General features: G+C 63.1%; 24 protein-coding genes. 15 read left to right on the top strand and 9 right to left on the bottom strand.

The window, feature by feature from the left end:
• The first annotated feature begins 8 nt into the window (after window positions 1-8).
• Genes PQ467_RS09180 through lpdA form a run of 3 tightly spaced genes read left to right on the top strand, consistent with a single transcriptional unit; the run spans window position 9 to window position 5,539 of the window.
• Window positions 9-2,861: a 2-oxoglutarate dehydrogenase E1 component gene (locus PQ467_RS09180; protein WP_274173139.1), complete on the top strand. Its 2,853-nt coding sequence runs from the start codon at window positions 9-11 to the stop codon at window positions 2,859-2,861.
• 40 nt (window positions 2,862-2,901) lie between these two features.
• On the top strand, window positions 2,902-4,119 hold the full coding sequence (gene odhB / locus PQ467_RS09175) for a 2-oxoglutarate dehydrogenase complex dihydrolipoyllysine-residue succinyltransferase (protein ID WP_274173138.1): 1,218 nt from the start codon (window positions 2,902-2,904) through the stop codon (window positions 4,117-4,119).
• 19 nt (window positions 4,120-4,138) lie between these two features.
• Window positions 4,139-5,539, top strand: a complete 1,401-nt coding sequence (gene lpdA / locus PQ467_RS09170) for a dihydrolipoyl dehydrogenase (protein WP_274173137.1) — start codon at window positions 4,139-4,141, stop codon at window positions 5,537-5,539.
• A 73-nt stretch (window positions 5,540-5,612) separates the two neighbouring features.
• On the opposite strand, the gene PQ467_RS09165 is transcribed toward lpdA, so the two are convergent.
• Together PQ467_RS09165 and PQ467_RS09160 are read right to left on the bottom strand one after the other, a co-directional pair.
• Entirely contained in the window at window positions 5,613-6,662 is a 1,050-nt protein-coding gene (locus PQ467_RS09165) for a LacI family DNA-binding transcriptional regulator (RefSeq protein ID WP_274173136.1), read from the bottom strand.
• Between the two features lie 90 nt (window positions 6,663-6,752).
• Entirely contained in the window at window positions 6,753-7,271 is a 519-nt protein-coding gene (locus PQ467_RS09160; protein ID WP_274173135.1) for a sterol desaturase family protein, read from the bottom strand.
• A gap of 109 nt (window positions 7,272-7,380) precedes the next feature.
• On the opposite strand from PQ467_RS09160, the gene leuC reads away from it, so the two are divergent.
• From leuC to PQ467_RS09125, 7 genes are all read left to right on the top strand, one after another.
• On the top strand, window positions 7,381-8,811 hold the full coding sequence (gene leuC / locus PQ467_RS09155) for a 3-isopropylmalate dehydratase large subunit (protein ID WP_274173134.1): 1,431 nt from the start codon (window positions 7,381-7,383) through the stop codon (window positions 8,809-8,811).
• 42 nt (window positions 8,812-8,853) lie between these two features.
• Complete coding sequence (locus PQ467_RS09150) at window positions 8,854-9,039, top strand: hypothetical protein (protein WP_274173133.1); 186 nt, start codon at window positions 8,854-8,856, stop codon at window positions 9,037-9,039.
• An 18-nt stretch (window positions 9,040-9,057) separates the two neighbouring features.
• On the top strand, window positions 9,058-9,654 hold the full coding sequence (leuD, locus tag PQ467_RS09145; protein WP_274173132.1) for a 3-isopropylmalate dehydratase small subunit: 597 nt from the start codon (window positions 9,058-9,060) through the stop codon (window positions 9,652-9,654).
• 263 nt (window positions 9,655-9,917) lie between these two features.
• Window positions 9,918-10,241, top strand: a complete 324-nt coding sequence (locus PQ467_RS09140; protein WP_274173131.1) for a DUF1476 domain-containing protein — start codon at window positions 9,918-9,920, stop codon at window positions 10,239-10,241.
• Window positions 10,242-10,300: 59 nt separating this feature from the next.
• Window positions 10,301-10,534, top strand: a complete 234-nt coding sequence (locus PQ467_RS09135) for a BolA/IbaG family iron-sulfur metabolism protein (protein WP_168604485.1) — start codon at window positions 10,301-10,303, stop codon at window positions 10,532-10,534.
• A gap of 73 nt (window positions 10,535-10,607) precedes the next feature.
• A complete protein-coding gene (grxD, locus tag PQ467_RS09130) occupies window positions 10,608-10,931 on the top strand; it encodes a Grx4 family monothiol glutaredoxin (RefSeq protein WP_273616562.1) in 324 nt (107 codons plus the stop codon).
• A gap of 325 nt (window positions 10,932-11,256) precedes the next feature.
• Window positions 11,257-12,021 carry an NUDIX domain-containing protein gene (locus PQ467_RS09125; protein WP_274173129.1) on the top strand — a complete coding sequence of 255 codons (765 nt, stop codon included), beginning with the start codon at window positions 11,257-11,259 and terminating at the stop codon, window positions 12,019-12,021.
• A 3-nt stretch (window positions 12,022-12,024) separates the two neighbouring features.
• Here PQ467_RS09125 and PQ467_RS09120 read toward each other — a convergent pair whose 3' ends face one another.
• Window positions 12,025-12,381 (bottom strand): PilZ domain-containing protein, encoded by a 357-nt coding sequence (locus PQ467_RS09120; RefSeq protein ID WP_274173128.1) that lies wholly within the window; start codon window positions 12,379-12,381, stop codon window positions 12,025-12,027.
• A 215-nt stretch (window positions 12,382-12,596) separates the two neighbouring features.
• Here PQ467_RS09120 and PQ467_RS09115 point away from each other — a divergent pair, with 215 nt between their 5' ends.
• Window positions 12,597-14,327, top strand: a complete 1,731-nt coding sequence (locus tag PQ467_RS09115) for a gamma-glutamyltransferase family protein (RefSeq protein ID WP_274176118.1) — start codon at window positions 12,597-12,599, stop codon at window positions 14,325-14,327.
• Between the two features lie 35 nt (window positions 14,328-14,362).
• Here PQ467_RS09115 and PQ467_RS09110 read toward each other — a convergent pair whose 3' ends face one another.
• Entirely contained in the window at window positions 14,363-14,896 is a 534-nt protein-coding gene (locus tag PQ467_RS09110; RefSeq protein ID WP_274173127.1) for a GNAT family N-acetyltransferase, read from the bottom strand.
• A gap of 190 nt (window positions 14,897-15,086) precedes the next feature.
• Here PQ467_RS09110 and PQ467_RS09105 point away from each other — a divergent pair, with 190 nt between their 5' ends.
• The 3 genes from PQ467_RS09105 to PQ467_RS09095 all read left to right on the top strand — a co-directional run bounded on the left by PQ467_RS09105 (window position 15,087) and on the right by PQ467_RS09095 (window position 19,244).
• Entirely contained in the window at window positions 15,087-16,937 is a 1,851-nt protein-coding gene (locus PQ467_RS09105; RefSeq protein ID WP_274176117.1) for a methyl-accepting chemotaxis protein, read from the top strand.
• 125 nt (window positions 16,938-17,062) lie between these two features.
• Window positions 17,063-17,410: an energy transducer TonB gene (locus tag PQ467_RS09100; protein WP_274173126.1), complete on the top strand. Its 348-nt coding sequence runs from the start codon at window positions 17,063-17,065 to the stop codon at window positions 17,408-17,410.
• Window positions 17,411-17,738: 328 nt separating this feature from the next.
• Entirely contained in the window at window positions 17,739-19,244 is a 1,506-nt protein-coding gene (locus tag PQ467_RS09095) for a DEAD/DEAH box helicase (protein ID WP_274173125.1), read from the top strand.
• A 246-nt stretch (window positions 19,245-19,490) separates the two neighbouring features.
• Here the strand turns inward: PQ467_RS09095 and PQ467_RS09090 are convergent, their stop codons facing one another.
• Both PQ467_RS09090 and PQ467_RS09085 read right to left on the bottom strand, forming a co-directional pair.
• Window positions 19,491-21,005, bottom strand: coding sequence for an ATP-binding protein (locus PQ467_RS09090; protein WP_274173124.1), 1,515 nt, complete (start codon window positions 21,003-21,005; stop codon window positions 19,491-19,493).
• 289 nt (window positions 21,006-21,294) lie between these two features.
• Window positions 21,295-22,917, bottom strand: coding sequence for an NAD(P)/FAD-dependent oxidoreductase (locus PQ467_RS09085; RefSeq protein ID WP_274173123.1), 1,623 nt, complete (start codon window positions 22,915-22,917; stop codon window positions 21,295-21,297).
• Window positions 22,918-23,013: 96 nt separating this feature from the next.
• On the opposite strand from PQ467_RS09085, the gene PQ467_RS09080 reads away from it, so the two are divergent.
• Window positions 23,014-23,475, top strand: coding sequence for a DUF3237 domain-containing protein (locus PQ467_RS09080; RefSeq protein WP_274173122.1), 462 nt, complete (start codon window positions 23,014-23,016; stop codon window positions 23,473-23,475).
• A gap of 94 nt (window positions 23,476-23,569) precedes the next feature.
• On the opposite strand, the gene PQ467_RS09075 is transcribed toward PQ467_RS09080, so the two are convergent.
• The 3 genes from PQ467_RS09075 to PQ467_RS09065 form a co-directional block, all read right to left on the bottom strand.
• Window positions 23,570-25,198, bottom strand: coding sequence for an MFS transporter (locus PQ467_RS09075; protein ID WP_274173121.1), 1,629 nt, complete (start codon window positions 25,196-25,198; stop codon window positions 23,570-23,572).
• A gap of 123 nt (window positions 25,199-25,321) precedes the next feature.
• Window positions 25,322-25,693 carry a GtrA family protein gene (locus tag PQ467_RS09070; protein ID WP_274173120.1) on the bottom strand — a complete coding sequence of 124 codons (372 nt, stop codon included), beginning with the start codon at window positions 25,691-25,693 and terminating at the stop codon, window positions 25,322-25,324.
• A complete protein-coding gene (locus PQ467_RS09065; protein ID WP_274173119.1) occupies window positions 25,690-26,637 on the bottom strand; it encodes a glycosyltransferase family 2 protein in 948 nt (315 codons plus the stop codon). The genes PQ467_RS09070 and PQ467_RS09065 overlap by 4 nt, the downstream gene beginning before the upstream one ends.
• Between the last annotated feature and the right edge of the window lie 6 nt (window positions 26,638-26,643).

The raw sequence follows: 26,643 nt of genomic DNA, 5'->3' as shown, positions 1-26,643 counted from the left end.
GTGAAGCCATGGGTAGCGAAAGCCAAGATTTTCTTTCCGACCCAGCACAGGACGGGCCGCAGCCCGGGCCTAGCTGGCAGCGACGCAACTGGCCGCAAGTGGGCGGCGCAGCGGAGGACGAGCTGACCCGCGCGCTCGACCCCACCACGCTGAGGGAAGGGATCAAGGCGGCGGCGAAAAAGGCCGGTGCGCCGGTGAGCGAAGCCGCGATCGAAGAAGCCGCCAACGACACGCTGCGCGCGATCATGTTGATCCGCACCTATCGCGTGCGTGGCCATCTGGCCGCCGACCTCGATCCGCTCGGGCTTCACCATTCCGATCTGCCCGCCGATATGACGCCGGAATATTACGGTTTCACCGGCGCCGCGCTGGATCGCAAGATTTACCTTGGCGGCACGATGGGCCTGCAATGGGCCACGGTGCGCGAACTGGTCGCCATCCTGCGCGCAAACTATTGCGGCAAGGTCGGCCTTGAATACATGCACATCACCGATGTGGAGGAACGCCGCTTCCTGCAGGACCGCATGGAAGGCGCCGACAAGCACATCGAATTTTCCGCCGAGGGCAAGAAGGCCATTCTGGGCGCCGTGGTTCGCGGCGAGCAGTGGGAAAAGTTCTGCGGCAAGAAGTATGTCGGCACCAAGCGCTTTGGCCTTGATGGCGGCGAGTCGATGATCCCTGCCCTCGAAGCTGTCATCAAGTATGGCGGCCAGTTGGGCGTGAAGGAAATCGTGTACGGCATGGCCCACCGCGGCCGCCTGAACGTGTTGGCCAACGTGATGGCCAAGCCTTACAAGGTGATCTTCCACGAATTTTCGGGCGGCACCGCCAATCCCGAAGACGTGGGCGGCTCGGGCGACGTCAAGTATCACCTTGGCACCAGCACCGACCGCGATTTCGACGGGATCAAGGTTCACATGAGCCTGATGCCGAACCCTTCGCACCTTGAAACGGTGGACCCCATCGTTCTGGGCAAGGTTCGCGCCTATCAGCAGATCCGCGACGACATCGGCACCGACATCGGGCCGGGCGCCAAGCACAAGCAGGTGCTGCCGGTTCTGATCCACGGTGACGCGGCATTCGCCGGTCAGGGCATCGTTTGGGAATGCTTCGGCCTTTCGGGCGTGAAGGGTTACAACACCGGCGGTTGCATCCACTTCATCATCAACAACCAGATCGGCTTCACCACCAGCCCGCAGTTCTCGCGTGGCTCGCCATATCCGTCGGACGTGGCCAAGGGCATTCAGTGCCCCGTGCTGCACGTCAATGGCGATGATCCGGAAGCTGTGACCTTCGCGTGCAAGCTGGCGATCGACTATCGCCAGACCTTTGGCCGCGACATCGTGATCGACATGTGGTGCTATCGCCGCTTTGGCCACAACGAAGGCGACGAGCCCGGTTTCACCCAGCCGCTGATGTATCAGAAGATCCGCGCGCATAAGCCCGTCTCGGAGCTCTATGCTGAGCGTCTGCAGCGCGAGGGCGTGATCCCGGCCGGTTTCCTTGGCGAACAGGTTGCCGCCTTCAACGCCCATCTGGAAGAGCACTTCGACGCCGCCAAGACCTATAAGGCCAATCAGGCCGACTGGTTCGGTGGCCGCTGGAGCGGTTTCAACCAGCCGATGGACCCCGAAAGCGCGCGCCGCAACGTGCCGACCGGCATCGAGCAAAAGCTGTTCGACAGCCTTGGCCGCACGCTGACCTCGGTTCCGGGCGATCTGACGATCCACAAGACGCTGGGCCGCGTGCTGGATGCCAAGCGCGAAATGTTCAGCTCGGGTCAGGGCTTTGACTGGGCCACGGCCGAGGCGCTGGCCTTTGGCTCGCTGCTCTCGGAGGGCTATTCGGTCCGTCTGTCGGGTCAGGATTGCGGGCGCGGCACCTTCAGCCATCGCCATGCCGTCTGGGTCGATCAGACCAACGAAGAAAAGTACGTCCCGCTCAAGACCGTGCCGCATGGCTTCTTTGAAGTCTATGACAGCCCGCTCTCGGAATATGGCGTGCTGGGCTATGAATATGGCTATGCCAGCGCCGACCCCAAGACGCTCGTCCTGTGGGAAGGCCAGTTTGGCGACTTCGCCAATGGCGCCCAGATCGTGATCGACCAGTACATCGCTTCTTCGGAATCGAAGTGGCTGCGCGCCAATGGTCTCGTGCTGCTGCTGCCGCATGGCTATGAAGGTCAGGGTCCGGAGCACTCGTCGGCCCGTCTGGAGCGCTATCTCCAGCTCTGCGCCGAAGACAACATGCAGGTGTGCAACATCACCAGCCCGGCCAACTACTTCCACGTCCTGCGTCGCCAGATGCACCGCAGCTTCCGCAAGCCGCTCATCATCATGAGCCCGAAGAGCCTGCTGCGTCATCCTCTGGCCAAGTCGAACGCCGAGGAATTTGTGGGTGAAGGTCACTTCATGCGCATTCTCTCGGACATCAACGGCGCCGCCGACAAGGATACGCGCCGCGTGATCCTGTGTTCGGGCAAGGTTGCCTACGATCTGTTCGAATCGCGCGACAAGAACGAGATCAAGGATACGCAGATCATCCGTATCGAGCAGATCTACCCCTTCCCCGGCGAACCGCTGCGCGAACGTCTGGCCAAGATGCCCAATCTGGAAGAGGTCGTCTGGTGTCAGGAAGAACCCAAGAACAACGGTTCCTGGTTCTTTGTCGAACCGCTGATCGAGGAAGCGCTGGCCAATGCCAAGGCCAAGGTGTCGCGCGCTCGCTATGCGGGTCGTCACGCTTCGGCCTCGCCCGCCACGGGCAGCGCCAAGCGCCACACGCTTGAACAAGGCGCTCTGGTGGCCGACGCGCTGGGTCTTTCGGCCCGCACCGAAATCCGCCGTCAGCAAAAGGGCTAACCCCTCGCTCTCCTCCCAATTTCTCTAGGATAAGCAAGTCATGTCCACGGAAGTCAAAGTCCCCACTCTGGGTGAATCGGTGAGCGAGGCCACGATCGGCCAGTGGCTCAAGCAGCCGGGCGAAGCGGTCGCTCTGGACGAACCCATTGCCAGCCTCGAAACCGACAAGGTCGCGATCGAAGTCAATGCGCCCGTCGCGGGCGTGCTCGGCCAGCAGCTTGCCGCCGTCGGCGACACGGTGACGGTCAGCGCGATCATCGCCGTGATCGAAGAAGGCGCGGCCGCTGCTGCTGCGCCCAAGGCGGCGGCTCCGGTTGCTGCGGCTGTGGCCCCTGCCCCTGTGGTGGCGGCCCCGGCGGCGGCCGAGAGCAGCGATCCGGCGGTTCTGAGCCCGGCGGTTCGCCGCGCGGTGCTGGAATATGGCATCGACCCGGCCACCATCAAGGGCACCGGCAAGGATGGCCGCATCACCAAGGAAGACGTGGTGGCGGCGGCTCAGACCAAGGCCGCCAGCGGCGCGCCGACGGTTCCGGCCGCGGTTGCCGCGCCTGCCAACGAGCGTCGCGAAGAGCGCGTCAAGATGACCCGTCTGCGTCAGACCATCGCCAAGCGTCTGAAGAGCGCGCAGGAAAATGCCGCTCTGCTCACCACCTTCAACGACGTTGATATGTCGGCGGTGATGGAAGCGCGCAACCGCTTCAAGGACTCGTTCGAAAAGAAGCATGGCGTGAAGCTGGGCTTCATGTCCTTCTTTGCGAAGGCTTCGGTGCTGGCGCTCAAGGACATCCCGGCGGTCAACGCCCAGATCCAGGGCGATGAAATCGTCTATCACGACTATGTCGATATTTCGGTCGCCGTTTCGGCCCCGAACGGCCTGGTCGTGCCGGTGGTGCGCGATGTCGACAAGATGTCGTTTGCGGGTATCGAAAAGGCGATTGCCGACTATGGCAAGAAGGCCAAGGAAGGTTCGCTGACCATGGCCGACATGACGGGCGGCACGTTCACCATCTCGAATGGCGGCGTGTTCGGCGGTCTGATGTCGACCCCGATCATCAACCCGCCCCAGTCGGCCGTGCTTGGCCTGCACCGTATCGAGGACCGCCCGGTGGTCCGCAATGGTCAGATCGTGATCCGCCCGATGATGTATATCGCCCTGTCCTATGACCACCGCATCATCGACGGTCGCGAAGCCGTGACGGCGCTCAAGACCATCAAGGAAGCGATCGAGGATCCCACGCGTCTGCTGATCGACCTTTGATCGGATAGGGGACAGAACAATGGCTGAATACAATTACGACGTCCTCGTCATCGGCGCTGGTCCCGGTGGTTATGTCGCGGCAATCCGCGCGGCGCAGTTGGGCATGAAGGTCGCCTGCGCCGAGGGTCGCGCCACGCTGGGCGGCACCTGCCTCAACGTGGGCTGCATTCCTTCCAAGGCTCTGCTGCATGGCTCGGAGCTGTTCGAGGAAGCCGCGCATGGCACGCTGGCCAAGTTTGGCGTCAAGACCGGCCCGGTCGAGCTCGACCTGCCCGTGCTGCAAGGCGAAAAGGCTACCGCCGTCAAGGAATTGACCGGCGGCATCGAGTTCCTCTTCAAGAAGAACAAGGTCGACTGGAAGAAGGGCTACGCCAAGTTCAAGGACGCCCACACGGTTGAAGTTGGCGGCGAAACCGTCACCGCCAAGCATATCGTGATCGCCACCGGTTCGTCGGTGACGCCGCTGCCCACCGTGCCGGTGGACAATGACGCGGGCATCATCGTGGACTCGACCGGCGCTCTCGCGCTCGACCGCGTGCCCAGCCACCTCGTCGTCATCGGCGGCGGCGTGATCGGTCTGGAGCTTGGCTCGGTGTGGCGCCGTCTGGGCGCCAAGGTCACCGTGGTCGAATTCCTTGACCAGTTGCTGCCCGGCATGGACGGCGAAGTGCGCAAGGAAGCGGCTAAGATCTTCAAGAAGCAGGGCATGGAGCTCAAGCTTTCGACGAAGGTCACGGGCGCTATCGTTGAAGGCGGCAAGGCCACCCTCACCCTCGAACCTGCTGCGGGCGGCGAAGCATCGACGCTGGAAGCCGATTGCGTGCTGGTGGCCATCGGTCGCCGTCCCAATGTCGACGGTCTGGGTCTGGAAAACATCGGTCTGGCGCTCAATGCGCGCGGCCAGATCGAAACCGACCACGATTTCCGCACCGCTGTTGACGGCGTGTGGGCGATTGGCGACGTGATCCCCGGCCCGATGCTGGCGCACAAGGCCGAGGACGAAGGCATTGCGGTGGCGGAAAACATCGCGGGCCTGACCGGTATTGTGAACCATGACGTGATCCCGGGCGTGGTTTACACGACGCCGGAATTCGCGGGCGTAGGCCTGACCGAGGAAGCCGCCAAGGAACGCGGCCCCATCAAGGTCGGCAAGTTCCCCATGCTGGCCAACAGCCGCGCCAAGACCAACCGCGAGCCGGACGGCTTCGTCAAGGTCATTGCCGACGCCGCGACCGACCGCGTTCTGGGCGTGTGGTGCATTGCCAGCGTGGCAGGCACCATGATCGCACAGGCCGCGCAGGCCATGGAATTTGGCGCCAAGAGCGAAGACATCGCTTATACTTGCCACGCTCACCCGACCCATTCGGAAGCGATCAAGGAAGCCGCGATGGCTGTGCTGGGCAAGCCGATCCATATGTGATCGGCCTGCCAAGGGCAAAAAAGGGGCGGGAAGGCATTGCGCTTTCCCGCCCTTTTTTGTGGCGTCAGGTCAATCAGGCGGGCGCGGCGACCCGCCCCAAAGCGCTGCCGCGCACAACAAGGCGCACCGGCACGCGATCTTGTGGCCCTTCCTCGCCATCGACCAAGGCCTGAAGGCGATCGACCAGCGCTTTACCGGCCACTGCAAAATCCGGCTCGATGGTGGTGAGCGGCGGCACGCTGAATTGCCCCGCCTTCACGCCGTCAAAGCCCACCACGCCGACATCCCCCGGCACACTGATCCCGCGCTCCTCAAGCAAAGCCATGGCACCCAGCGCAATATCATCACAGGCGGTGAACAGCCCGTCGAAAGGCTCGCCTGCCTCCAGCAAGGCCGCCGCCGCCCGCCGCCCTTGTTCATGGCGCGAATGGCCCGGCTCCAGCGTCATGATGCGCGGCGCAAGTCCGGCGGCCTGAAGCGTTTCGGCATAGGCGTCATAGCGTTCGGCAAATTGCCGCTGCGGGCAATCGGCCTCGCCGACATAGACGATGCGGCGATAGCCATGGTCGAGCAGATGTTCGACCGCCGCCCGCGCGCCGCCGTGATTGTCGGCGCGCACCCATGGCAATTCATGCGCAGGCGCAGGCGCGCCCCAGCACACGACATGGCAGCCATCATCGGCTGAGGCCTGAAAATAGTCCCACGCGGCGCGATTCTCGCTGGTGCCGAACACGATCATGCCGATGGCGCGACGGCTGCGTTCGAAATGATCGTCCAGCCGGTCGGGCGCGCCCTGAAACGAAACGATGGTTTCCATGCCCCGCGCCGAGGCCGCCGCGCAAATCCCGCCCAGCAGCGCGTAATGGAACGGGTTGAACGCGCGCACGTCCTCATCCTCGGGACAGATCACCACCACGGCAATCGTGTTCAAACGCCCGCTGCGCATGCGCGAGGCGGAGGAATCGATGTGATAATTAAGCTGCCTCGCCGCCTCCAGAATGCGTTCCCGCGTAGCCGCCGCGACGATGGGGTCGCCGCTCAAGGCGCGCGAGACGGTGGACTGGCTCACGCCTGCTGCTTCTGCAACGTCATAGGACGTGGCGCGAAAGCGCTGTTTCACCATGGCCTCTCCCTTCACGACCGCTTTGCAAATCTGGCCCTCTTTTGCAAAGCCCAGCCCAAAGCGCAAATGGCATGGGCATTAAATACGGTTTCAGACCTCCTCGGCCTCGCGCAGCACGGCGATTCCCGCTTTACGCTGCTCGGCCAGATCGCGCTTTAGCGCGGCCGGATCGCGGGCGATGACGAAACCGAAGGATACCCCGCCCTCCTTGCCCACCGTGGCGTGATGCAGCCGGTGCGCCTGCACCAGCCGTTTGGCATAGCCGCCGCGCGGGACGTAATGGAAATAGCGCTGATGAACGAGGCCGTCATGGATCAGCGTATAAACAATGCCATAGCACAGGATGCCAAGGCCAATCCACGTCCCCGGCTCCCACGCATGGGCGCCCATGATCAGCGGGCTGCCGATGGCGAAGGCCGAGATGCTCATCCCCGCGCCGAAAATGGCATAGAGGTCGTTCTTTTCCAGCAGCCGGTCATGGCGCTCATGATGATCGCGGTGCCAGCCCCAGCCCCAGCCATGCATGATATATTTATGCGAGGTCCAGGCGACCCCCTCCATGGCAAAGAAGGTGGCAATGACGATAGCGATGGCGGCGAAATGACTCATGACGCCTCCTATAAAGCGCAAAGAACAAATGCGCCACTGGCCCGAATGTCCATGCTGCGGGCATTCGCCTCTTGTTTTTGCCGCCCCCCATGCCTAGGTCGGTTTCACTATGACCGGACCCAAGACGCTCTACGAAAAGATCTGGGATGCCCACACTGTGGAATCCCGCGAGGATGGCACCAGCCTGATCTGGATTGACCGACACCTTGTTCATGAGGTGACCAGTCCGCAGGCTTTCGAGGCGCTGCGCGCCGCGGGGCGCAAGGTGCGCCGCCCGGACCTTACGCTGGCCGTGCCCGATCATAATTTGCCCACCACCGCGCGCCGCGATGCGGCCGGACGTCGTATTGCCATCAAAGACCCGCAAAGCGCGCAGCAATTGGCCGCGCTGGAAATCAACGCGCCTGAATTCGGCATCCGCCTGATTGGCGATGCGGATCGCGAACAGGGCATCGTCCATGTTGTCGGCCCGGAACAGGGCTTCTCGCTGCCCGGCGCGACGATTGTCTGCGGCGATTCGCACACGGCCTGCCACGGCGGTCTGGGCGCGCTGGCCTTTGGCATCGGCACGTCCGAAGTTGAGCATGTGCTGGCCACGCAGACGCTGCAGCTCAAGCGTTCCAAGACGATGGAAGTGCGCGTTGAGGGCGAACTGGGCGCGGGCGTGACGGCCAAGGATTTGGTGCTGCACATCTGCGGCACACTGGGCGCCAGCGGCGGCACGGGCTATGTGATTGAATACACCGGCTCGGCCATTCGCGGCCTGTCGATCGAAGGCCGCCTGACGGTCTCGAACATGGCAATTGAGCATGGCGCGCGCGCCGGCCTGATCGCGCCGGACGAAAAGACCTTCGCCTATGTGCAGGGCCGCCCCTATGCGCCCAAGGGCGCCGATTGGGACAAGGCCGTGGCCTGGTGGAAGAGCCTGGCCACTGATCCGGGCGCGACCTATGACAAGGTCGTGGTGATCGATGCCGCCGACATCGCCCCCACCGTGACATGGGGCACCAGCCCCGAGGACACCGTGGCGATTGGCGGCATTGTGCCCGCGCCGGAAAGCTTTGCTGATCCCAGCAAGCAGGAAGCCGCGCGCAAGAGCCTTGCCTATATGGGCCTGACGCCGGGTCAGAAGATGACCGATGTCGAGGTGCAGAACGTGTTCATCGGTTCCTGCACCAACAGCCGCATCGAGGACATGCGCGCCGCCGCCGCCATTGTGAAGGGCCGCCGCAAGGCCGACAATGTGCGCTGGGCGATTGTCGTGCCGGGCTCGGGTCTGGTCAAGGAGCAGGCCGAGGCCGAGGGTCTGGACAAGATCTTTATCGAGGCGGGCCTTGAATGGCGCGAGCCGGGCTGCTCGGCCTGTCTGGCGATGAACCCGGACAAGGTGCCGTCGGGCGAGCGTTGCGCCAGCACCTCGAACCGCAATTTCGTGGGCCGTCAGGGTCCGGGTGCGCGCACGCATCTGGTTTCCCCCGCGATGGCGGCGGCGGCGGCGGTCACGGGCAAGCTGACCGATGCGCGCGAATTTTTGGCTTAAATTTCTGGCCTGAATTTGCCTTGAACTTGAAAGGGCGATGGGATGAGCGAAGAGATCGAAAAGAAGGTATTGGGCGAGCGTTCGAGCTGGGCCGGGGTGGCGACCATTGCCGGGGCCGCAGCGATTGGTTCGGCCGCGCTGGCCGCCGCGCTGATTTTCAACAGCCGCCGCAAACCCAAGCCGACCGATGCTCCGGCTCATCCTGAAAATGCGCCTGAAACCGACTGATCCGAAAGACATTTCCCGATGAAACCGATCAACCACGTGGCCGGCACGGCGATCCCGTTTGGCGCCAAGAATGTCGATACCGACGTTATCATTCCGGCCCATTGGCTTAAAACGATCACCCGCGAGGGGCTTGGCAAGGGCGCGTTTGAAGCGATCCGGGCCGAGGAAGGCAATATTTTCGACACCGAGCGCAACAAGGGCGCACCGATCCTGATCGCGGGCGACAATTTCGGCTGCGGCTCCAGCCGCGAACATGCCGCATGGGCCTTGCTCGACATGGGCATCACCTGCGTCATCGCGCCCAGCTTTTCCGACATCTTCTCGGGCAATGCGTTCAAGAACGGCATCCTGACGGTGGTCTTGCCGCAGGAAGCGGTTGATCGCCTGCTGGAAGTCGCGGTGGATCAGCCGATCGACATCGATCTGGAAAGCCAGACCGTGACCACGCCGTTTCAGGATCGCTTCCACTTTGAAATCGACCCCTTCCGCAAGCACTGCCTGCTGGGCGGGCTGGACGAAGTGGGCCTGACGCTGTCGCGCGATGCGGCGATCAAGCAGCACGAGGCGAAGATCGCGGCCGACCTGCCGTTTCTGGCCACAGCATCGGCGGCCTGAGCACAAGAATATTTTTTCGTTTTTCAATGCATAGGTTCTCCGTTTTTGAGCGAGCGCAAAGATCATCCGCTGCCGACATGCTTAAAAAGTCCTGTCGCAGCGGAGGACGCGCCAAATCGGGGGATTGAACCGCCGCCGCTGCGACACATATACATTGGCGCGCGAACTGCATCGCGTTATGGACGGCGGGCGCAAAACGCGCCACATTGCGCCATCCATTGCAAAAAACCAGACACCTTCAAAACCATGCGGGAGACGCTACCATGACCAGCTTTCAAGATCGCGAGCGCGGCGAAGAAGCCAAGTTTGCCCATGACGAAGAGCTGGAGTTTCGCATCCACGCGCGCCGCAACCGCCTGTTGGGAACCTGGGCCGCCGAACGGATGGGCCTGTCTCCGGCGGAAACCGAAGCCTATGCCAAATCGGTGGTGCAGGCCGATTTCGAGGAAGCGGGCGACGAGGATGTAGTGCGCAAGTTGCTTGGCGATTTGGTCAGCGCGGGCGTCGATGCCGATGAAGCCGAGGTGCGCACCGCGCTCAAGGCCAAGGAAGCCGAGGCCCGCCGCGCAATGATGGGTCAGGTCTGACCCCCATTTCCGGGCGCGGGGCATAAAGGCCGCGCGCCCTTTTTGACAGGACACCCCCGATGCCCATGCCCGCCGACCAGATCGAAGCGCTGATTCGCGCCGCCATTCCCGATGCCGAGGTGACGATCACCGATCTTGCCGGGGATGGCGACCATTATGCCGCGCATGTCACCTCGCCCAGCTTTGCCGGAAAGCCGCGCATTGCCCAGCATAAGGCCGTGTTTGCCGCCTTGGGCGATCGCATGGGGGGCGAACTTCATGCCTTGCAACTGACCACCGGCATCCCCACCTGAGCGATTGACGAAACAGTTTTCCTTCGCAAGAAGGGCCTGTTTCCCCCCGTTTGGTTGCAGAAAGTTTCAAGCCATGTCCGACGTCCAGACCCGCATCGCCGATATTGTGAACACGAATGACATCGTGCTGTTCATGAAGGGTACCGCGCTGTTCCCGCAATGCGGTTTTTCCAGCCGCGCCATTGCGATCCTTGAGCATCTGGGCGCGACCTATCATACGGTTGACGTGCTTCAGGATATGGAGATCCGTCAGGGCATCAAGGCCTATTCCGATTGGCCCACGATCCCCCAGCTCTATGTGAAGGGCGAGTTTCTGGGCGGCAGCGACATCATGATGGAAATGTATGAAGCGGGCGAGCTTCAGGCCCTGCTTAAGCAGAACGGCCTGGTCGCCTAAGCGCGCTGCCTGCTGACAGCAAAAGGGCCGCTTCCCGATGGGGAGGCGGCCCTTTCGTTTGGGAAATGGTGGGGTCGGGAGACTGGGAAGACCGACCCCACCTTTGTGCTCGAACCGGGATTGAGGCGGGACCGCGGAGACCGGGAAGCAGCCCGCCTCTATTCGAGACTGCCATCAGTCCAATTGGTAATGCATGGCCCATGCCATTTTCAAAAAACGCCCGATTTCAGCTACTTTTCTTCGACGGCACAGCTGCCCCGCCTCGCGTTCTGTCAAATTCCCCGACACCTCTTGCCAAGCGATGATCGCGGCCTATCAACAGCGCATGGATTCCAGCCCGCCCTTTAACCTGCGCCCTGCGGCCACCTTGGTCATTTTTCGCCAGAGCAGCGCGCATAATCCGCCTGAATTGCTGATGGTCGAACGGTCGCAGGCGATGCGCTTTGCTGCCGGAGCTACAGTTTTTCCCGGAGGCAAGGTCGATCCGCAGGACATGGAACTGGCGCAAAGCCTGAAGGAAGCGGACCCGATCGATGCCGCCGCGCGCATCGCCGCGATCCGCGAAACGCTGGAGGAAACCGGGCTGGGTCTGGGCTTTACGCGCAAGTTGAACATGGATGAAGCGGCGGCGGCGCGGGCAATTTTGCAATCGGGCGGGGCGATGGGCGAAGTCCTCTCCCGCCTTGATCTGGCGCTCGATCTGGCGGCGCTGACGCCCTTTGCCCGCTGGCTGCGGCAGAGTGTCGGAGGATTTGACACTCGCTTTTATTTGGCCAACATCGGCACGGGCGCGGTCGATCTGGCCGTGGATGCCACGGAAAACAGCCGCCTTTTCTGGGCCAGCGCGCAAGAGAGCCTGAATGGCGCGGCGCAGGGCAGATTGAAAATCATTCTGCCCACCATGCTCAATCTGCACCGACTGGCCCAATTTGCCGATTTTGCCCAGGCGCGCGCCAATGCCGAAGCCCATCCTGTCGCGCCGATCAGCGCCCTGCGCGCAATGCGTGAAGGCGAGGAATGCCTGACGATCCCTGAAGGGCTGGGCTATCCGATCACCGCCCTTCCCCTCAGCGCAGCGCTGCGCGGCTAAACATCACCCTGCGCAAACGCCGCGCGTGCGGGCGCGATAATCCTGCACCTCGCCGCTCTTTTGCAGATGCAGGCGGCACAGGTGCTCGACAACCGGTTCATAGATCGGCCGTTCAAACTGCAAACCGCACTGGCCGCTTTCAACCCAGCGCACGGTGCAACTGATCGCCTCCAACCCGTCCAGCTTGAGCATGACCCGCGTGCCTACCGCCAGCGAGAGCGTGCGCGTGGCAATGCGACAGCCGTGCGTGGAAAGATCGCTGACCACAACGCTGTCCTGCAGCCCGCTCATCAGGCGGCAGCGGGCCGACATGGTCAGTGGCCTTCGGATGGCCTCTCGGGGGGTGGGGCGTGATCGCATGGCCTAGACAGCTTAACGGATCGCTGGTTAACCCTTCGTTTGCATTTGACGCGAGGGAGGATTTTCTCGCCCGGCCCTGCATCACGCGCGCGGTGATGAAAGATAATTCATCGGCATCCGCAAAAAGCCCCTTTGACTTTGGCCGCCAAAGCGCAAACACCATCGTCCATGGCCATGCCCATGGATTACAATCCCGGAGTATCATCTTGTCCGTAATGCTTTCCTGCCGCGCGCTGTTTCGCCTTGGCGCCGCCTCGCTTGCCCTTTGCGCTCTGCCCTTCGCGGCCCAAGCGCGCCCGGCTCCCATCACCGTTGCCCCGGCCAAGGGCGATGCCAAGGCCGGTTTTGCCACCCATGCGATGATCTCGGCGGCCAATCCGCTGGCGGTTCAGACGGGTCTGCGCATTCTGCAAAAGGGCGGCAGCGCTGTCGATGCAGCGGTCGCGGTTCAGGCTGTGCTGGGTCTGGTGGAGCCGGAAAGCTCGGGTCTTGGGGGCGGATCGTTCCTGCTCTATTACGATGCCAAGACCAAGCAGGTGACGGCCTATGACGGGCGCGAAGTGGCGCCCAAGGGGGCCAGCCCGCGCCAGTTCTACGGCCCCGACGGCAAACTGCTGCCTTTCCCCGTAGCCGTGGTGGGCGGGATCGCCACGGGCGTGCCCGGCGCGATCGCCATGCTCGAAATGGCCCAGAAAGAGCATGGCCGCCTGCAATGGAACCAGTTGTTTGGCGAGGCGCACAAACTGGCCAGCAACGGGTTTGAAGTGACCGGCAAGCTGGCCCGCGCCATCGTCAGCAACGCTCCGCAGGCCAAAGGCGCGGACGCGCAGGCCTATTTCCACAAGGCAGACGGCACGCCCTATCAGGCGGGCGAGCATATCGTGAACACGGCCTATGCCGCCACGCTGGACCGGATCGCCGCGCAAGGGTCCAAGGGCCTGCTGACGGGGCCGGTGGCCGAAAAGATCGTCGCCAAGGTGACCAGCGGCACGCTGCCCAGCACGATGACGCTGGCCGATCTGGCCGCCTACAAACCGCGCAAGACCGAAGGGCTGTGCATGCCCTATCGCACCCACCTGATCTGCACTCCGCAGGCGCCCTCGGGCGGCGTGGCGGTGCAGGAGGCGATGGGTATGCTGGCCCATACCGACATTGCCAAGCGCAATGCGCAGGACCCGATGGGCTGGCTGGAAATCGCGCAGGCAAGCCGCCTCGCCTATGCTGACCGTGACCGATATGAGGGCGATCCGGCCTTTGTGCCCTTTCCCGCCGGCCTGCTGGCGCCCGATTACATTGCCGAGCGCGCCAAGCTGATCGGCGAGACGATCCAGCCCGTCACCTTCGGCATGCCCAAGGATGCGCCCAAAGTGGGCAAGGACGCCACGCATGAGCCGGGCGGCACCACGCATATGGTGATCGTGGATACGGCGGGCAATGTCGTGTCGATGACCACCACGGTGGAGAGCATCTTTGGTTCGGGGCGGATGGTCGATGGGTTCTTCCTGAACAATCAACTCACCGATTTCTCCTTCAGCACCAACGATCCCGATGGCGCCCCCGCCGCCAATGCCGTCGCGCCGGGCAAGCGTCCGCGTTCCAGCATGGCGCCCGCCATCGTGCTGACGCCGCAGCGCAATTTCGAACTGGCGGTGGGCTCGCCGGGCGGCACCTCGATCATCGCCTATAATATCAAGGCGCTTGTCGGTATGCTCGATTGGGGGATGAAGCCGCAGGATGCGATCAGCCTGCCCAATCTGGTGGCGCGTGGCGATATGTTCAGCGCCGATGTGTTCCCCGCGCCCTTGGCCGATGCGCTGGCGTCAAAGGGTCTGCCGTTGCAGACCGCAAGGGGCGAGAATTCGGGGCTGCATGTGATCGTGCGCCGCGCCAAAGGCTATGAAGGCGGAGCCGATCCGCGCCGCGAGGGGGTTGCCCGCGGGTTCTGATGCGAAAAGGGCGGGGCCAACAACCCCGCCCTTTTTCATTTGCGGCGCATGATGAATTCTTCGTCGCGCCAATCGCCCACGGCGAATTTATACTCGCCCACAATCTCGAACCCGCGCCCGGCATAGACATGCTGGGCCTTCAGATTGCCCTGCCACACGCCGATCCAGATCGGACGGCCCCATGAGGCCAATTCGTCCAGCGCAAGGTCGAGCAATTGCTTGCCCAGCCCTGCCCCCTGCACTTCGGCGCGCAGATAGAGCTGATAAAGTTCGCCATCGCCATCCGCGCGCTCGGGATGGGGCAATTTGCTGGGCCCGACATGGACATAGGCCACCAGCGCGCCATCGCCGTCCTGCGCCACCCATGTGCGATGCGTGGGGTCGGCCAGTTCACGCGCCACGGTGGCCTCGCCATAGGAATCCGCCTCGAACACGGCCAGATCGGCGGGCGGATAGGGAATGGCAAAGCCGGTCGGCCCGAATGTCTCGCGAAAGCAATGCAATTTGAGCGCGGCCAGCGCGGGAACATCGGCGGCGGCGGCAGGGCGAATGGTGATGGTCGCAGTCATGCTCCTTGCCCTAACCCAGCGCGCGGCGCGCGGCAATCATCGCCCGATTGTAAACTGAAATTCTCACTTTGGCCCACCGCGTTAAGTAGGTTTTCGGATCAACCCATGCGGGCAAATCCTGAGGAAATAAGCGCAAAAGCATAGCCTTGCTTCATCATGTATGACGCTGGGGAGATCAGCCTTGTTGCGTATGGGTATTTCGGCCAAGTTTCTGGCCGCTTTTGCAATCCTCTTGGCGGTCATGGCCGCAATGGGATCGTTCGCCGTGGTCAAGCTGGGCGAGGTCAACGCGATCTCGACCGAATTGCGCGAACACTGGTTGCCCGGCTCGCAGGCGCTGGGCGATGTTCATGCCTTCGTCTCGCAATATCGGATCAAGCAGAGCGCGCATGTCAGCGCCAGCAGCGAAGGTATGAAGACCCGTCAGGCCAAGCTGATGCGCGCCGCGCAAGCCGCCATTGCCACCCGCATGGACGATGCTGCCAAATTGAGTCAAAGCCCGGAAGAGAAGGCCGCCTTTGCCAAGCTGAAGGGCGATTGGCAGACCTATCTGGGCCAGAACGAGCAATTGCTGAACCTGTCGAACACCGACGCGGCGGCCGCCAAGGCCATGTTCGACGGCGATTCCCTGACCGCTTTCTATGCGGTCGAGGATGACCTGCTGGCCCTGATCGACCTGAACACCAAGGGCGCCAATGCCGCCTCCGCCCGCTCGGCCGCGATCCATGATCAGGGGCGCCGGGTCATCATCGGCGCGGTGTTGGCCGGTCTGGCCGTTGCGTTGGGGCTGATGGGTCTGATGATGACCACGATCGCCCGCCCCCTTTCCCGCATCAGCGAGGCCGTCGGCAGGCTGGTCACCGGCGACATGCATGTCGAAATCCCCGCCACGGCCCGTCAGGACGAGTTGGGCAGCCTTGCCCGCGCGCTTGACAGTTTCAAGGCCCTGTTCGCCGCCGATCAGCAGCGCACCCAGGCCGAACTGGAACGCGCCCGCGAAACCCAGATCACCATCGACGCCATCGGGTCGGGCCTGTCCGAACTGGCGCGCGGCAATTTGACGCACCGCGTGCCGGAGAACGGCGCGGGCGGTCTGGGCCAGCTCCACGTCAATTTCAACGAGGCGGTCAGCCAGTTGGCCGGGGTCATGCGCGAGATCGTCGATGGTTGCGATGCCATCCGCCGCGGCACCGACGAGATCGCGGCGGCCAGCGGCGACCTTGCCCGCCGCACCGAACATCAGGCCAGCTCGATTGCCGAAACCAGCCGCACGCTCAACGAATTCAGCGGCACTGTGCGCGTGACCGCCGACAACGCGCGCCAGACCAGCGGCCGCCTTGCCGTGGCGCGCCAGACCGCCGAAGCCGCCGATCAGCAGGCCGAGCAGGCGGTCCATGGACTTCAGGCCATCGAGGCATCGAGCCGCGAAATGGCCGAGATTGTCAGCGTGATCGACGGCATCGCCTTCCAGACCAACTTGCTGGCGCTGAACGCCGGGGTTGAAGCGGCCCGCGCGGGCGATGCGGGCAAGGGCTTTGCCGTGGTCGCCAACGAGGTCCGCGCCCTGGCCCAACGCAGCGCCGATGCGGCCAAGGACATTCGCGCGCTCATCACCACATCGAACGAGCAGGTCTCGACGGGCGTGGCTTTGGCCAGCGCCAGCGGCGACGCGTTGCGCCAGATCGTAGGTGAGGTTTCGCAGATTTCCGAGCTGGTCGAACAGATCGCCGAGGCCGCGCAGAGACAGTCGTCCAATGTCGAGGAAATCTCGGCCATGATGAATTCGATGGATCAGTTCACCCAGCAGAATGCCTCGATGGTCGAGGAAAGCACCGCCAGCACGCACAGTCTTTCGGGCGAAACACAGCGGTTGGTCGAACAATTGCGGCGTTTCGAGATGAGCCGCGCCAGCGCCACGCGCGCGTCCGCCAGAGCAAACGCCCCGGCACTTCGCGAGATCCGCAGCGCGCCCGCCGCCCGTCCGGCGCCATCGGTCGGGGCAAATGCTCTGAAAATCCAGGATGACTGGTCCGAATTCTAAACGAACCGGTAAATATGCCTAAGACCATCCCAAATCATCAAAAAGCATAAAAAGCAGCCTGTTCTTATCCAATTTTCGGCAAAACTGCTGCATCGCAAAAATACTTTGGAAAGAGAAAGCCTCCCATGATCAAGACCATTGCCAAAATGTCGCTCGCCATGACGGGTGCTGTTCTTTTCAGCACTTCGGCCTTTGCCCAATCCTCGGATTGGACCCGCTCGGTTACCAACATGTTTGCCGCCAAGCAGACCTATCCCTCGACCGCCCAGATGCGCGGCGAAGAAGGCACCGCCAAGGTGAAGGTCTATATCGGCGCCGATGGTGCGGTGCAAAAGGCCGAGATCGTCTCGGGCTCCGGCTCGGCGATCCTTGACAAGGAAGCGCTTTCGGTGCCCGCCAAGGTCGGCCGCGTGCCCGCCCCGCCCGCCGGGCCGACCACGCTGACCGTGCCGATGGTATGGAAGCTGGCCTGAGCAACGCAAAATGAGCATAAAGGGGGCCGGTCGCCAAACCGGCCTTTTTTTTGCATCTGGAGCGCACATTTTGCTGCAATGCGCAAAAAACTTGGCAAAGTGATCCGGTTGCTGTATTGACCAATGCCAAGCAAGTCGGCGCGCAGCATGAGGCAGCGCGCAGGACCGGGCAGCGTGAGGGCAACCATTTATGGCCGCCCGCCCCGGATCTCACGGATTTGCAGTCCGTTTTTCGCTTCCTCCTCACGCAGGGTCGCGCTTTTTGAGCCACCTGCTTGCCGCGCCGCTTACGCTGGTGTGCGCTGTGAAGCCTGTTTGAAAGTTTCCCATGTCCTATTTTTCCGAACTTGGCCTTGCCGAACCCCTGCTGCGCGCGTTGGAGGCCAAGGGCTATAACGATCCCACGCCGATCCAGCGTCAGGCGATCCCCGCGCTGATCGAAGGGCGCGACCTGCTGGGTCTGGCCCAGACCGGCACGGGCAAGACGGCGGCCTTCGCGCTGCCCTCGCTGCACCGCCTGATCAACGATCCCAAGCCGCGCAAGCCCGCCTCGTGCCGCATGCTGGTGCTCAGCCCCACGCGCGAACTGGCCGCCCAGATTGCCGACAACATGCGCGGATATGCCAAATATGTCAGCCTGAATATCCAGTGCGTGTTCGGCGGCATCCCGGCGGGCAAGCAGGCCCGCGCGCTGGTGCCGGGCTGCGATGTGCTGGTGGCAACGCCGGGCCGCCTGCTTGACCTGATCGACCAGCGCGCGCTGACGCTGCGCGATGTGGAAATCTTCGTGCTGGACGAAGCCGACCAGATGATGGATCTGGGCTTTATCGTGCCGCTGAAGCGTGTTGCCCGCCTGTTGCCGCCCCAGCGCCAGAGCCTGTTCTTTTCGGCCACCATGCCGCAGGCGATCGAGCAATTGGGCAAGCAGTTCATCCAGAACCCCGTCAAGGTCGAGGTGGCCCCGCAATCCACCACCGCCGAACGCGTTGAGCAGCGCTCGATCTTCATCAATCAGGCCGAAAAGCAGGCCCTGCTGACGATCCTGCTGCGCGATGGTCTGGCCAAGGAAGAAGGCGATGCCGACCGCATCGACCGCACCATCGTGTTCACCCGCACCAAGCATGGCGCGGATCGTGTTGTGCGCTTCCTGACGCCTGCGGGCATTCCCGCCGCCGCCATCCACGGCGAAAAGAGCCAGTCGCAGCGCACCGCCGCCCTCAAGGGTTTCCGCGATGGCACGGTCAAAGTGCTGGTCGCCACCGACATTGCCGCGCGCGGGATCGACGTTTCGGGCGTTTCGCATGTGTTCAATTTTGAAATCCCCAATGTGGCCGAACAATATGTTCACCGCATCGGCCGCACCGCCCGCGCCGGCGCCGATGGCATCGCCATCAGCCTGATTGCCGAGGACGAACGCCCCTATATCCGCGGGATCGAGCGCCTGACCGGCGTGAAGCTGACCCCGATGCCGCTGCCGCCCGAATTCCAGAAGGAAGCCTCGCGCCTGCCCGCCCCCGCCAAGCGCGGGACCGGCGACAATGGCGCGATCAAGGCCTCGCGCCCGCAGGGCGAAGGCCGCCGCGATGGCGGTGGGCGCCGTGATGGTGGCCGAGATGGTGGACGCCGCGAGGAAGGCCGCCGCAACAATGACCGTCGCCCCAACGCGGGCCGCGACACCCCGCGCGATGGCCAGCGTTCGCGCACCCAGCGCGAAGGCGACCGCGCCCGCGCCGAGCGCCGCGAACAGCACGGCCGCGCGCGTCCTGCCGCCGCTGGTGCTTCGCAGTTCGATCCGCTGCGGGAAAATGTGGATGTGAAGGCGCGTCGTCGCTGAGGGTGGATCGGGGGCTTTAGGCCTCCGGCGGGCAAAGGGACTCGGTCCCTTTGCAATCCCGTTAACAGAGTTGGGTTCGCAGGGTTTGCTTGTGGATCATACAATGAAAGCCTGCGGCGCTATGATTGGCGCCGCAGGCTTTCACTTTTCACCGATGCGTCCGAAACCAGACGCCGAACCCATTGCGCAACGTAGACAGTAGCGGGAGCGCGAGGGTCTAGACCCTCGCATTCATGCGTTTGACCTTCAAACCGCCGCCGTCGACACGCCCAAATCGGGGATGCCGATCGACCGACGACCGCTATAATCGGTTTTGACTACGATTAGCCCGGATTTCTCCAAATGTTCGAGCAATCGGCGGATGCGTCCTGGCGAGCTGGTGCCATAGGCGCGGGCCAGTGCTTCATCATCGGGGCATGGTGCCTCGTCCATCGCGGCGCGGGCGATGACCAGAAATGGCGTCAGCAGATCGTCGGGCACAGTGCGCGACAGTTGCAGCAATGGTGCCCATTCCTCATCAGCAGGGCGATAGATTCCCGCCACGGCCAGCGCGAACCTGCGGCGGAACTGAGTGGCATCGCCAATGTGCTGCCCAATCTTCTTCATCCGGCAGCGCGTGGTAAAATCCTGAAACAGCGACGAAATGGGCTGATAGGTACAATCACGCTCGGCGGTGATGTCCTCCATGATTGCGGCCATGATTGCCTGCACCTCATCAGGCGGCAGGCTGGGCGGCGCGGGCACGCTGGCGGCGGAAAACAGATTGGGCCCGCTGTCATCGACCAGCGGTTCCTCGCCCGGCGCGGGGGCCATGACATAGGCGCCGATCTGCTCCATCAACTCGCCCGCATCCGGACGAGGCAGACCGGCCAGCAGCGGGGTTTCCTCCGCCGCCAGTTCCTCCGCGGTGGGCGCGGCATGGAGCAAGGCGTGGAGATCATCGCCTGTCACGCTGGGCGGAGGCAGCAGACCGGTGGAAACCGCCTGACTGCGCGTTTTAACCCCGCCGATGCGGACCGACAAAGGCCGCCGCGTAATCGCAGGGCCAAGCGCGAGAAACTGGCCGCGTTGCAGATCGCGGATCGTCTCGGCCTGGCGTCGATCCATGCCCAACAGGTCGGCGGCGCGCTGCATGTCAATGTCGAGAAAGGTGCGGCCCATCAGAAAGTTTGACGCCTCGGCGGCAACATTCTTGGCCAGCTTGGCCAGACGCTGGGTGGCGATGATGCCCGCAAGGCCGCGTTTGCGCCCGCGACACATCAGATTGGTCATGGCCGAGAGCGAGAGGCGGCGCACCTCATCCGTCACGTCGCCCGCAGCAGCGGGGGCAAACATCTGCGCCTCGTCCACCACAACCAGAGCGGGATACCAGATCTCGCGCGGGGCATCGAACAAAGCGTTGAGAAAGGTTGCAGCGCAACGCATCTGCGCCTCGATCTCCAGCCCGTCGAGGGCGAGAACCACACTGGCGCGATGTTGACGAACGCGATTGGCCAGGCGCACCAAGTCATTGGTATTATACGCCGCACCGTCCACCACGATATGGCCAAACGGTTCGGCCAGCGTGACGAAATCGCCCTCGGGATCAACCACGACCTGTTGCACCAGCGGGGCGGATTCCTCCAGCAAACGACGCAGCAGATGCGATTTGCCCGAGCCCGAATTGCCCTGCACCAACAGGCGCGTGGCCAGCAGTTCTTCGATATCGATCGGCACCGCTTTGCCGTTCGATTCTTCGCCTATGATGATGGATGCAGTCACGGTTGGCCTAGTAGCGCGTGGGGGGGCGGGGGCAAAGGGCTGCTCCCCTAGTTTTCCAGAAGAAAGGAGGGAAATGCGAGGTTCATAACCCTCGCGCTCACGTTACTGTCTGCCTCGCGCTATGGGTTCAGCGTTGAGCGTCGGGCGCAATGCTTCAAATTTAAAGCCTGCGGCACCTTTGACTAGCGCCGCAGGCTTTAATCCTATGATCCACAAGCAATCTCGGCAAACCCACACCCATTATCGGGATTGCAAAGGGCCTCCGCCCTTTGCCCGCCGGAGGCAAACCTTATTTCAAAACCTCTACCGCAAGCGCCTCAGCCACCTTGATCCCATCCACCGCAGCCGAGAGAATGCCGCCAGCATAGCCCGCCCCCTCGCCCGCAGGATACAGACCACGCGTGTTGAGCGACTGGAAATCCTTGCCGCGCGTGATGCGCAAGGGGCTGGAGGTGCGCGTTTCCACCCCGGTCATAATCACATCGGGATGATCATACATCGGGATCTGGCGGCCAAACACCGGCAGCGCCTCGCGGATCGCGTCCAGCACATAATCAGGCAAACAGGCCGACAGGTCGGTCAGCTTGACGCCGGGCTGATAGGACGGCTTCACCGCCCCGAATTCGCCCGACGAAGCGCGCCCGGCCAGAAAATCGCCCACCTTTTGCCCCGGCGCGCAATAATCGCCGCCGCCGGCGGCATAGGCGAGGCTTTCCCATTTGCGTTGAAATTCAATGCCCGCCAACGGGTCGGCGGGATAATCCTTGCCCGGATCGACGGTGACCACGAGGCCGGAATTGGCGTTGAATTCGGCGCGCGAATATTGGCTCATGCCGTTGGTGACGACGCGCCCCTCCTCGCTTGTGGCCGCAACGACGCGCCCGCCCGGACACATGCAGAAGCTGTAGACCGCGCGCCCGTTGCTGGCCTGATGCGAGATGGCATAGGCGGCCGCGCCCAGCACAGGATGGCCCGCGCAGGCGCCATAGCGCGCCTTGTCCACCCAGCTTTGCGGATGTTCAATGCGCACACCGATGGCGAAAGGCTTGGCCTCCATAAACACGCCGCGCTGGTGCAGGATCTCGAACGTGTCGCGGCTGGAATGGCCGGGGGCCAGGATGCAATGCTTGGCGGGCAGATAGCTTTGCGCCCCATCCTTGGTGCTGACCAGATGCAGGCCCGCCAGCGCGCCATCCTGAATGTCGAAATCGGCAACGCGGGTCTGAAACCGGTATTCCCCGCCCAGCGCCTCGATGGTTTCGCGCATGGAAATCACCATCGTCACCAGACGAAAGGTGCCGATATGGGGATGCGCCTCATAGAGGATATCATCGGGCGCGCCCGCTTTGACGAACTCGGTCAACACCTTGCGTGAAAGATGGCGCGGGTCCTTGATGCGGCTGTAGAGCTTGCCGTCGGAAAAAGTCCCGGCCCCGCCCTCGCCGAATTGCACGTTCGATTCCGGGGTCAGCTTGTTCTTGCGCCAAAGCGCCCAAGTGTCCTTGGTCCGCTCGCGCACGGCCGTGCCGCGCTCGATAATGATGGGCTTCAACCCCATCTCGGCCAAAATCAGCGCCGCCAGCAAGCCGCAAGGCCCCGCCCCGATCACCACCGGGCGCACCCCATCCCAACCCTCGGGCGCCACTACCGGCGGGCGATAGGCGGTGTCGGGCGCCGGGCGCACGTGGCTGTCGCCATCCAGCCGGGCCAGCACTTCGGCCTCATCGTCCAATTCCACATCAAAGACATAGACCAGCTTGATCGCGCCCTTTTTGCGCGCATCATTGCCGCGCCGGACCATGGTGCTGCGCAGAATGCGGTCTGGCGCCACGCCCAGCCTGCGGGCAATGGCGGCGTCAAGCGCCTCGGGCGTGTGGTCGAGCGGCAGGGCGAGGTCAGAAAGGCGGATCATTGCCGCCCCATAATCCCACGGCGATCATTTTGCCACCCCGCGCTTGCACCCGGCATCCACAGCGCTATTCTCCATAGCAAAATTGGGAGAGACGGCATGATCAAGCCTGAACTGGAATTTGTGTATGAAGCCACCGGCGAGCTGGAGCCGCCCCGCCCCATTGGCGAGACCTATGACGGCACACGGCGCATCATCCCCATCGTGGGCGGTGGGCGCGTCGAAGGGCCGCTGATCAAGGGCCGTCTGATCGGCAATGCGGCCGATTGGCAATTGACGCGCGCCGATGGCGTGACCGTGGCCGATGCGATTTATGCCATCGAGACCGACGATGGCGTCATCATCCAGATCCGCAACAAGGGCCTGCGCCACGGCCCGCCCGAGGTGATGCAAAGGCTGGCCGCGGGCGAGACGGTGGATCCGGCGGAATATTATTTCCGCACTGTGCCCGAATTCATCGCGCCCAAGGGGCCGTATGAATGGATGAACCGCTCGATCTTCATCTGCTCGGGCGCGCGCTATCCGCTGGGCATCAAATTGTGGGTGTGGCGGGTGGCGTAAGGCGTTTTGCGTTCAGGCAGCGCGAACGCAAAGCAACGCTCAATTGCCGCGCGGGCTCATCGCCAGACCCGATCCTTACGGATGGGGTCTGGCTCTAAACCGGCTCACCCGCCGCGCGGGCGCGGGTCAAAACCGCGCCCTCATCGCCCCGTACCCGCATGGCCAGCGCCACCAGCACCAGCACCAGAGGGACGGCGACAAAGTTGATCGACAGGATGGCCCGGCCCAGATCGCCATGCGTGGCGTCCGAAATCATCCCCACAATATACGGCCCCACGCCCAGCCCCGCGATGGTCATCACCACGATATAGGTCGAGGCGGTCAGCCCGCGCATCCGGGGCAGCACCTGATCATACATCACCGCATAGAGCGGCGGCATCCACATGGTCAGCACAAAGCTGTAGAGCACAAAGCGGGCATAGAACCCGGCCGCATCGGGCGCATGATAGACCCAGAACGCCAGACAGGGCGAGCCGCCCATGGCAAACATCGCCAGCAGCACGCGCCCCACGCCGGGCAATTTCTGCCCCGCCCAGTCCGTCACCGGCCCCGCCACCATCGGCCCCACCACCCCCAGCGCCGCCGAAAGCAGACCGAATTGCAGCCCGGTCTGAGCAGGCGTGAGATGATAGGTCTTCATCAGAAAGGCCGGGGTGAAGGCCATGCAACCGTAATTGATCATGCTCTGCAACGATCCCGCCGCGATGCACAGGATCAGTGAAGGGCTGCGCATGACGGCATAGGCGGGCCGGTCGGTGATGCGTACCGCCTGCACCAGATTGAGCGTGGCGAACAGGCCCAGCCCCACCACCGCCCATTGCAGCGTATGGGGCGACAGGCTGACCAGTCCAAGATTGAGCAGCGGGCGCGGGCTGAAGGCCGCCCCTGCGCGGGCCAGCGCCACCATGGCGGCGATGATCACGAATGTCGCCACCAGATTGACCATCCACACCCGCGATGAAGCCCGGCGCCGCGCGAGCATCAGCCAATTGGTGAAAGGCAGAACCGAGAGCAGCACCTCCCACGAGGCGGCAAAGGGGCGCGGATCGGGGGGCGTGGTGATGCCCTCGATCGCCCCGCGCACCGGTTCGGCCAGACGCCAGAGCAGAGCGGCCAAAGGCAGGCCCGGCACCGCCGCCAGCAGGAAAGCGAATTGCCAACCGCGCAGCCCAAAGGGTGCGCCCACACCGGCAAAGCGCCCATCCCACCAATCGGCCGCAACCCCGCCCAGCACGCTGGACAGGCCAAGACCAATGGCAATCGCAGCGGCCATGATCGCCATGGCCAGCCCCCGGCGCGCCTTGGGGAAATAGTCATAGATCAGGCTGGTGCCCGCAGGCTGGCTGGCCGCCTCGCCAATCCCGACGCCAAGGCGCGAAAGGGCGAGCAGGGCAAAGCCGCTGGCCACGCCCGCAAGCCCTGTGGCCAGCGACCAGAAGGCGATGCAGATGGAGAGCAGCCATGTCCGCCGCCAACCATCGGCCAGACGCCCCAGCGGCAGCGAAAACACCGCATAAAACAGCGCGAACACTGTTCCATAAAGCAGGCCCATTTCCGCATCGCCGATGTTCAGATCATGTTTGATGCGCGGAGATAGGATCGCCAGAATGTTGCGATCGAGCAGGCTGAGCAATTGCATCGCGCAGACCAGCAGCAGGGCATACCATCCACCCTTGGCCACGCGGGTCGTTGAGGGCGTAATTCTCCCCGTTTGCATATGCATCGCAATCCTCTCTCCCCCGGCTGGACGGTTTATCCGCTCCATCTATGTCCGGGGTTTATAGGGAAGGATAACGGGGCGACCCAGCCTTGCCTAGCAAAAAAGAGAAGTATTACTTACAATTTTTCACGCCCGGAAAACCAGCCGTTTGAGCACCGCATAATTGAGCACCACCACGGCAAAGGTCGTGACCGCCCCCGCCAGATAGGGGTCGGCGATGAAATGCGAGGCCAGTTTCAGCCCCGCCAGATTGATGAGATAATTGCCCGCATAGGAGAGCGCAAAACGCAATTTTGCCGGGCCTGCGCCGGTAAACACCCCTCGCGAATAGGTGATGTAATTGAACCCCGTGCCCAGCACATAGCCGATCGCCTGCGCCACATAGCGGTCCATCCCCAGCCAGATGAGCCCCGCATAAAGCCCATAGCCAAAGGCCGTGTTGAGCGCGCCCGCAATCAGAAAGCGCAGGATTTCAGCGGCACGATCCCGCGAGATCATCCGTAATCCTCAGGGAAATTGACCCTTTCGCGCTCAAGCACCAAAGGCGTGCCGCGCGTGCGTTCGGAAATCTGGCGGATATGGTCGCCCATCAGCCCCATAAAGCCGAAGATCAGCGCGAATTGCGCTTGAAGCACCATGCCGATCAGCCAGCCCGCAATCGGCCGCCCGGTGAAAAAGGCGATCCCCGCGCCCATCAGCATCAGCAAGGACACAACCGCCCCCAGCACGCTGAGATAAAGCGGCGCGCGCAGCAGGCGTTTGGACGAACCCGTCAGGCCCGCGATGGCAAAGTCGAGCAGGGTGAAGAAATTGTTCTTCGATTTGCCTCTCGTCCGGGGCGGGCGAACATAGTTGATCGTCTCCAGCGGAAAGCCTGTTTCAACCAGCAACCCGCGATAAAACGGCTCCGGCTCGTTCAGCGCCTTGATCGCATCGACCACGCGGCGGCTGTAGAGGCCAAAGCCCGTCGCATTGGGAATAGTTTGAAAATCGCCGAAATTCTTGGCCAGCCAATAGGACAGCGCCCGGATCGCGGTCAGCATCAGGCCCGACTTCTCCCGCTCGCGCACGCCCAGCACAATGTCGACGCCCGCCTGCCAGCGGCGCACGAAATGGGGCAACAGTTCGGGGCTGTCCTGAAAATCGGCGCACATGCCGATTACCGCCCGCCCCCGCGCGGCATAAATGCCATGGGTGGGCGAACGCATTTGCCCGAAATTGCGCGTGTTGGCAATCAGGCGGATGCGCGGATCGCGCATACACATCGCCTTGATGATGCCCACCGTGTTATCGGTCGAATGGTTGTCGATGAAGATGATGTCGAAACTGACCCCCATCGGCTCCAGTTGCGCGATCACTGCCTCGGCAATCGGCCCGGCGTTCATCTCCTCATTGTAACAGGGGATGACCACCGAAACATCAATGTCGGCACTCTTCGTCATGCATAA

Origin of the sequence: Novosphingobium sp. KACC 22771 (genome assembly GCF_028736195.1) — a bacterium.
In the GTDB taxonomy this organism is placed as follows: Bacteria; Pseudomonadota; Alphaproteobacteria; order Sphingomonadales; family Sphingomonadaceae; genus Novosphingobium.
Note: the sequence above shows the minus strand (reverse complement) of the source record. Positions and strands in the feature narration are given on the sequence as shown.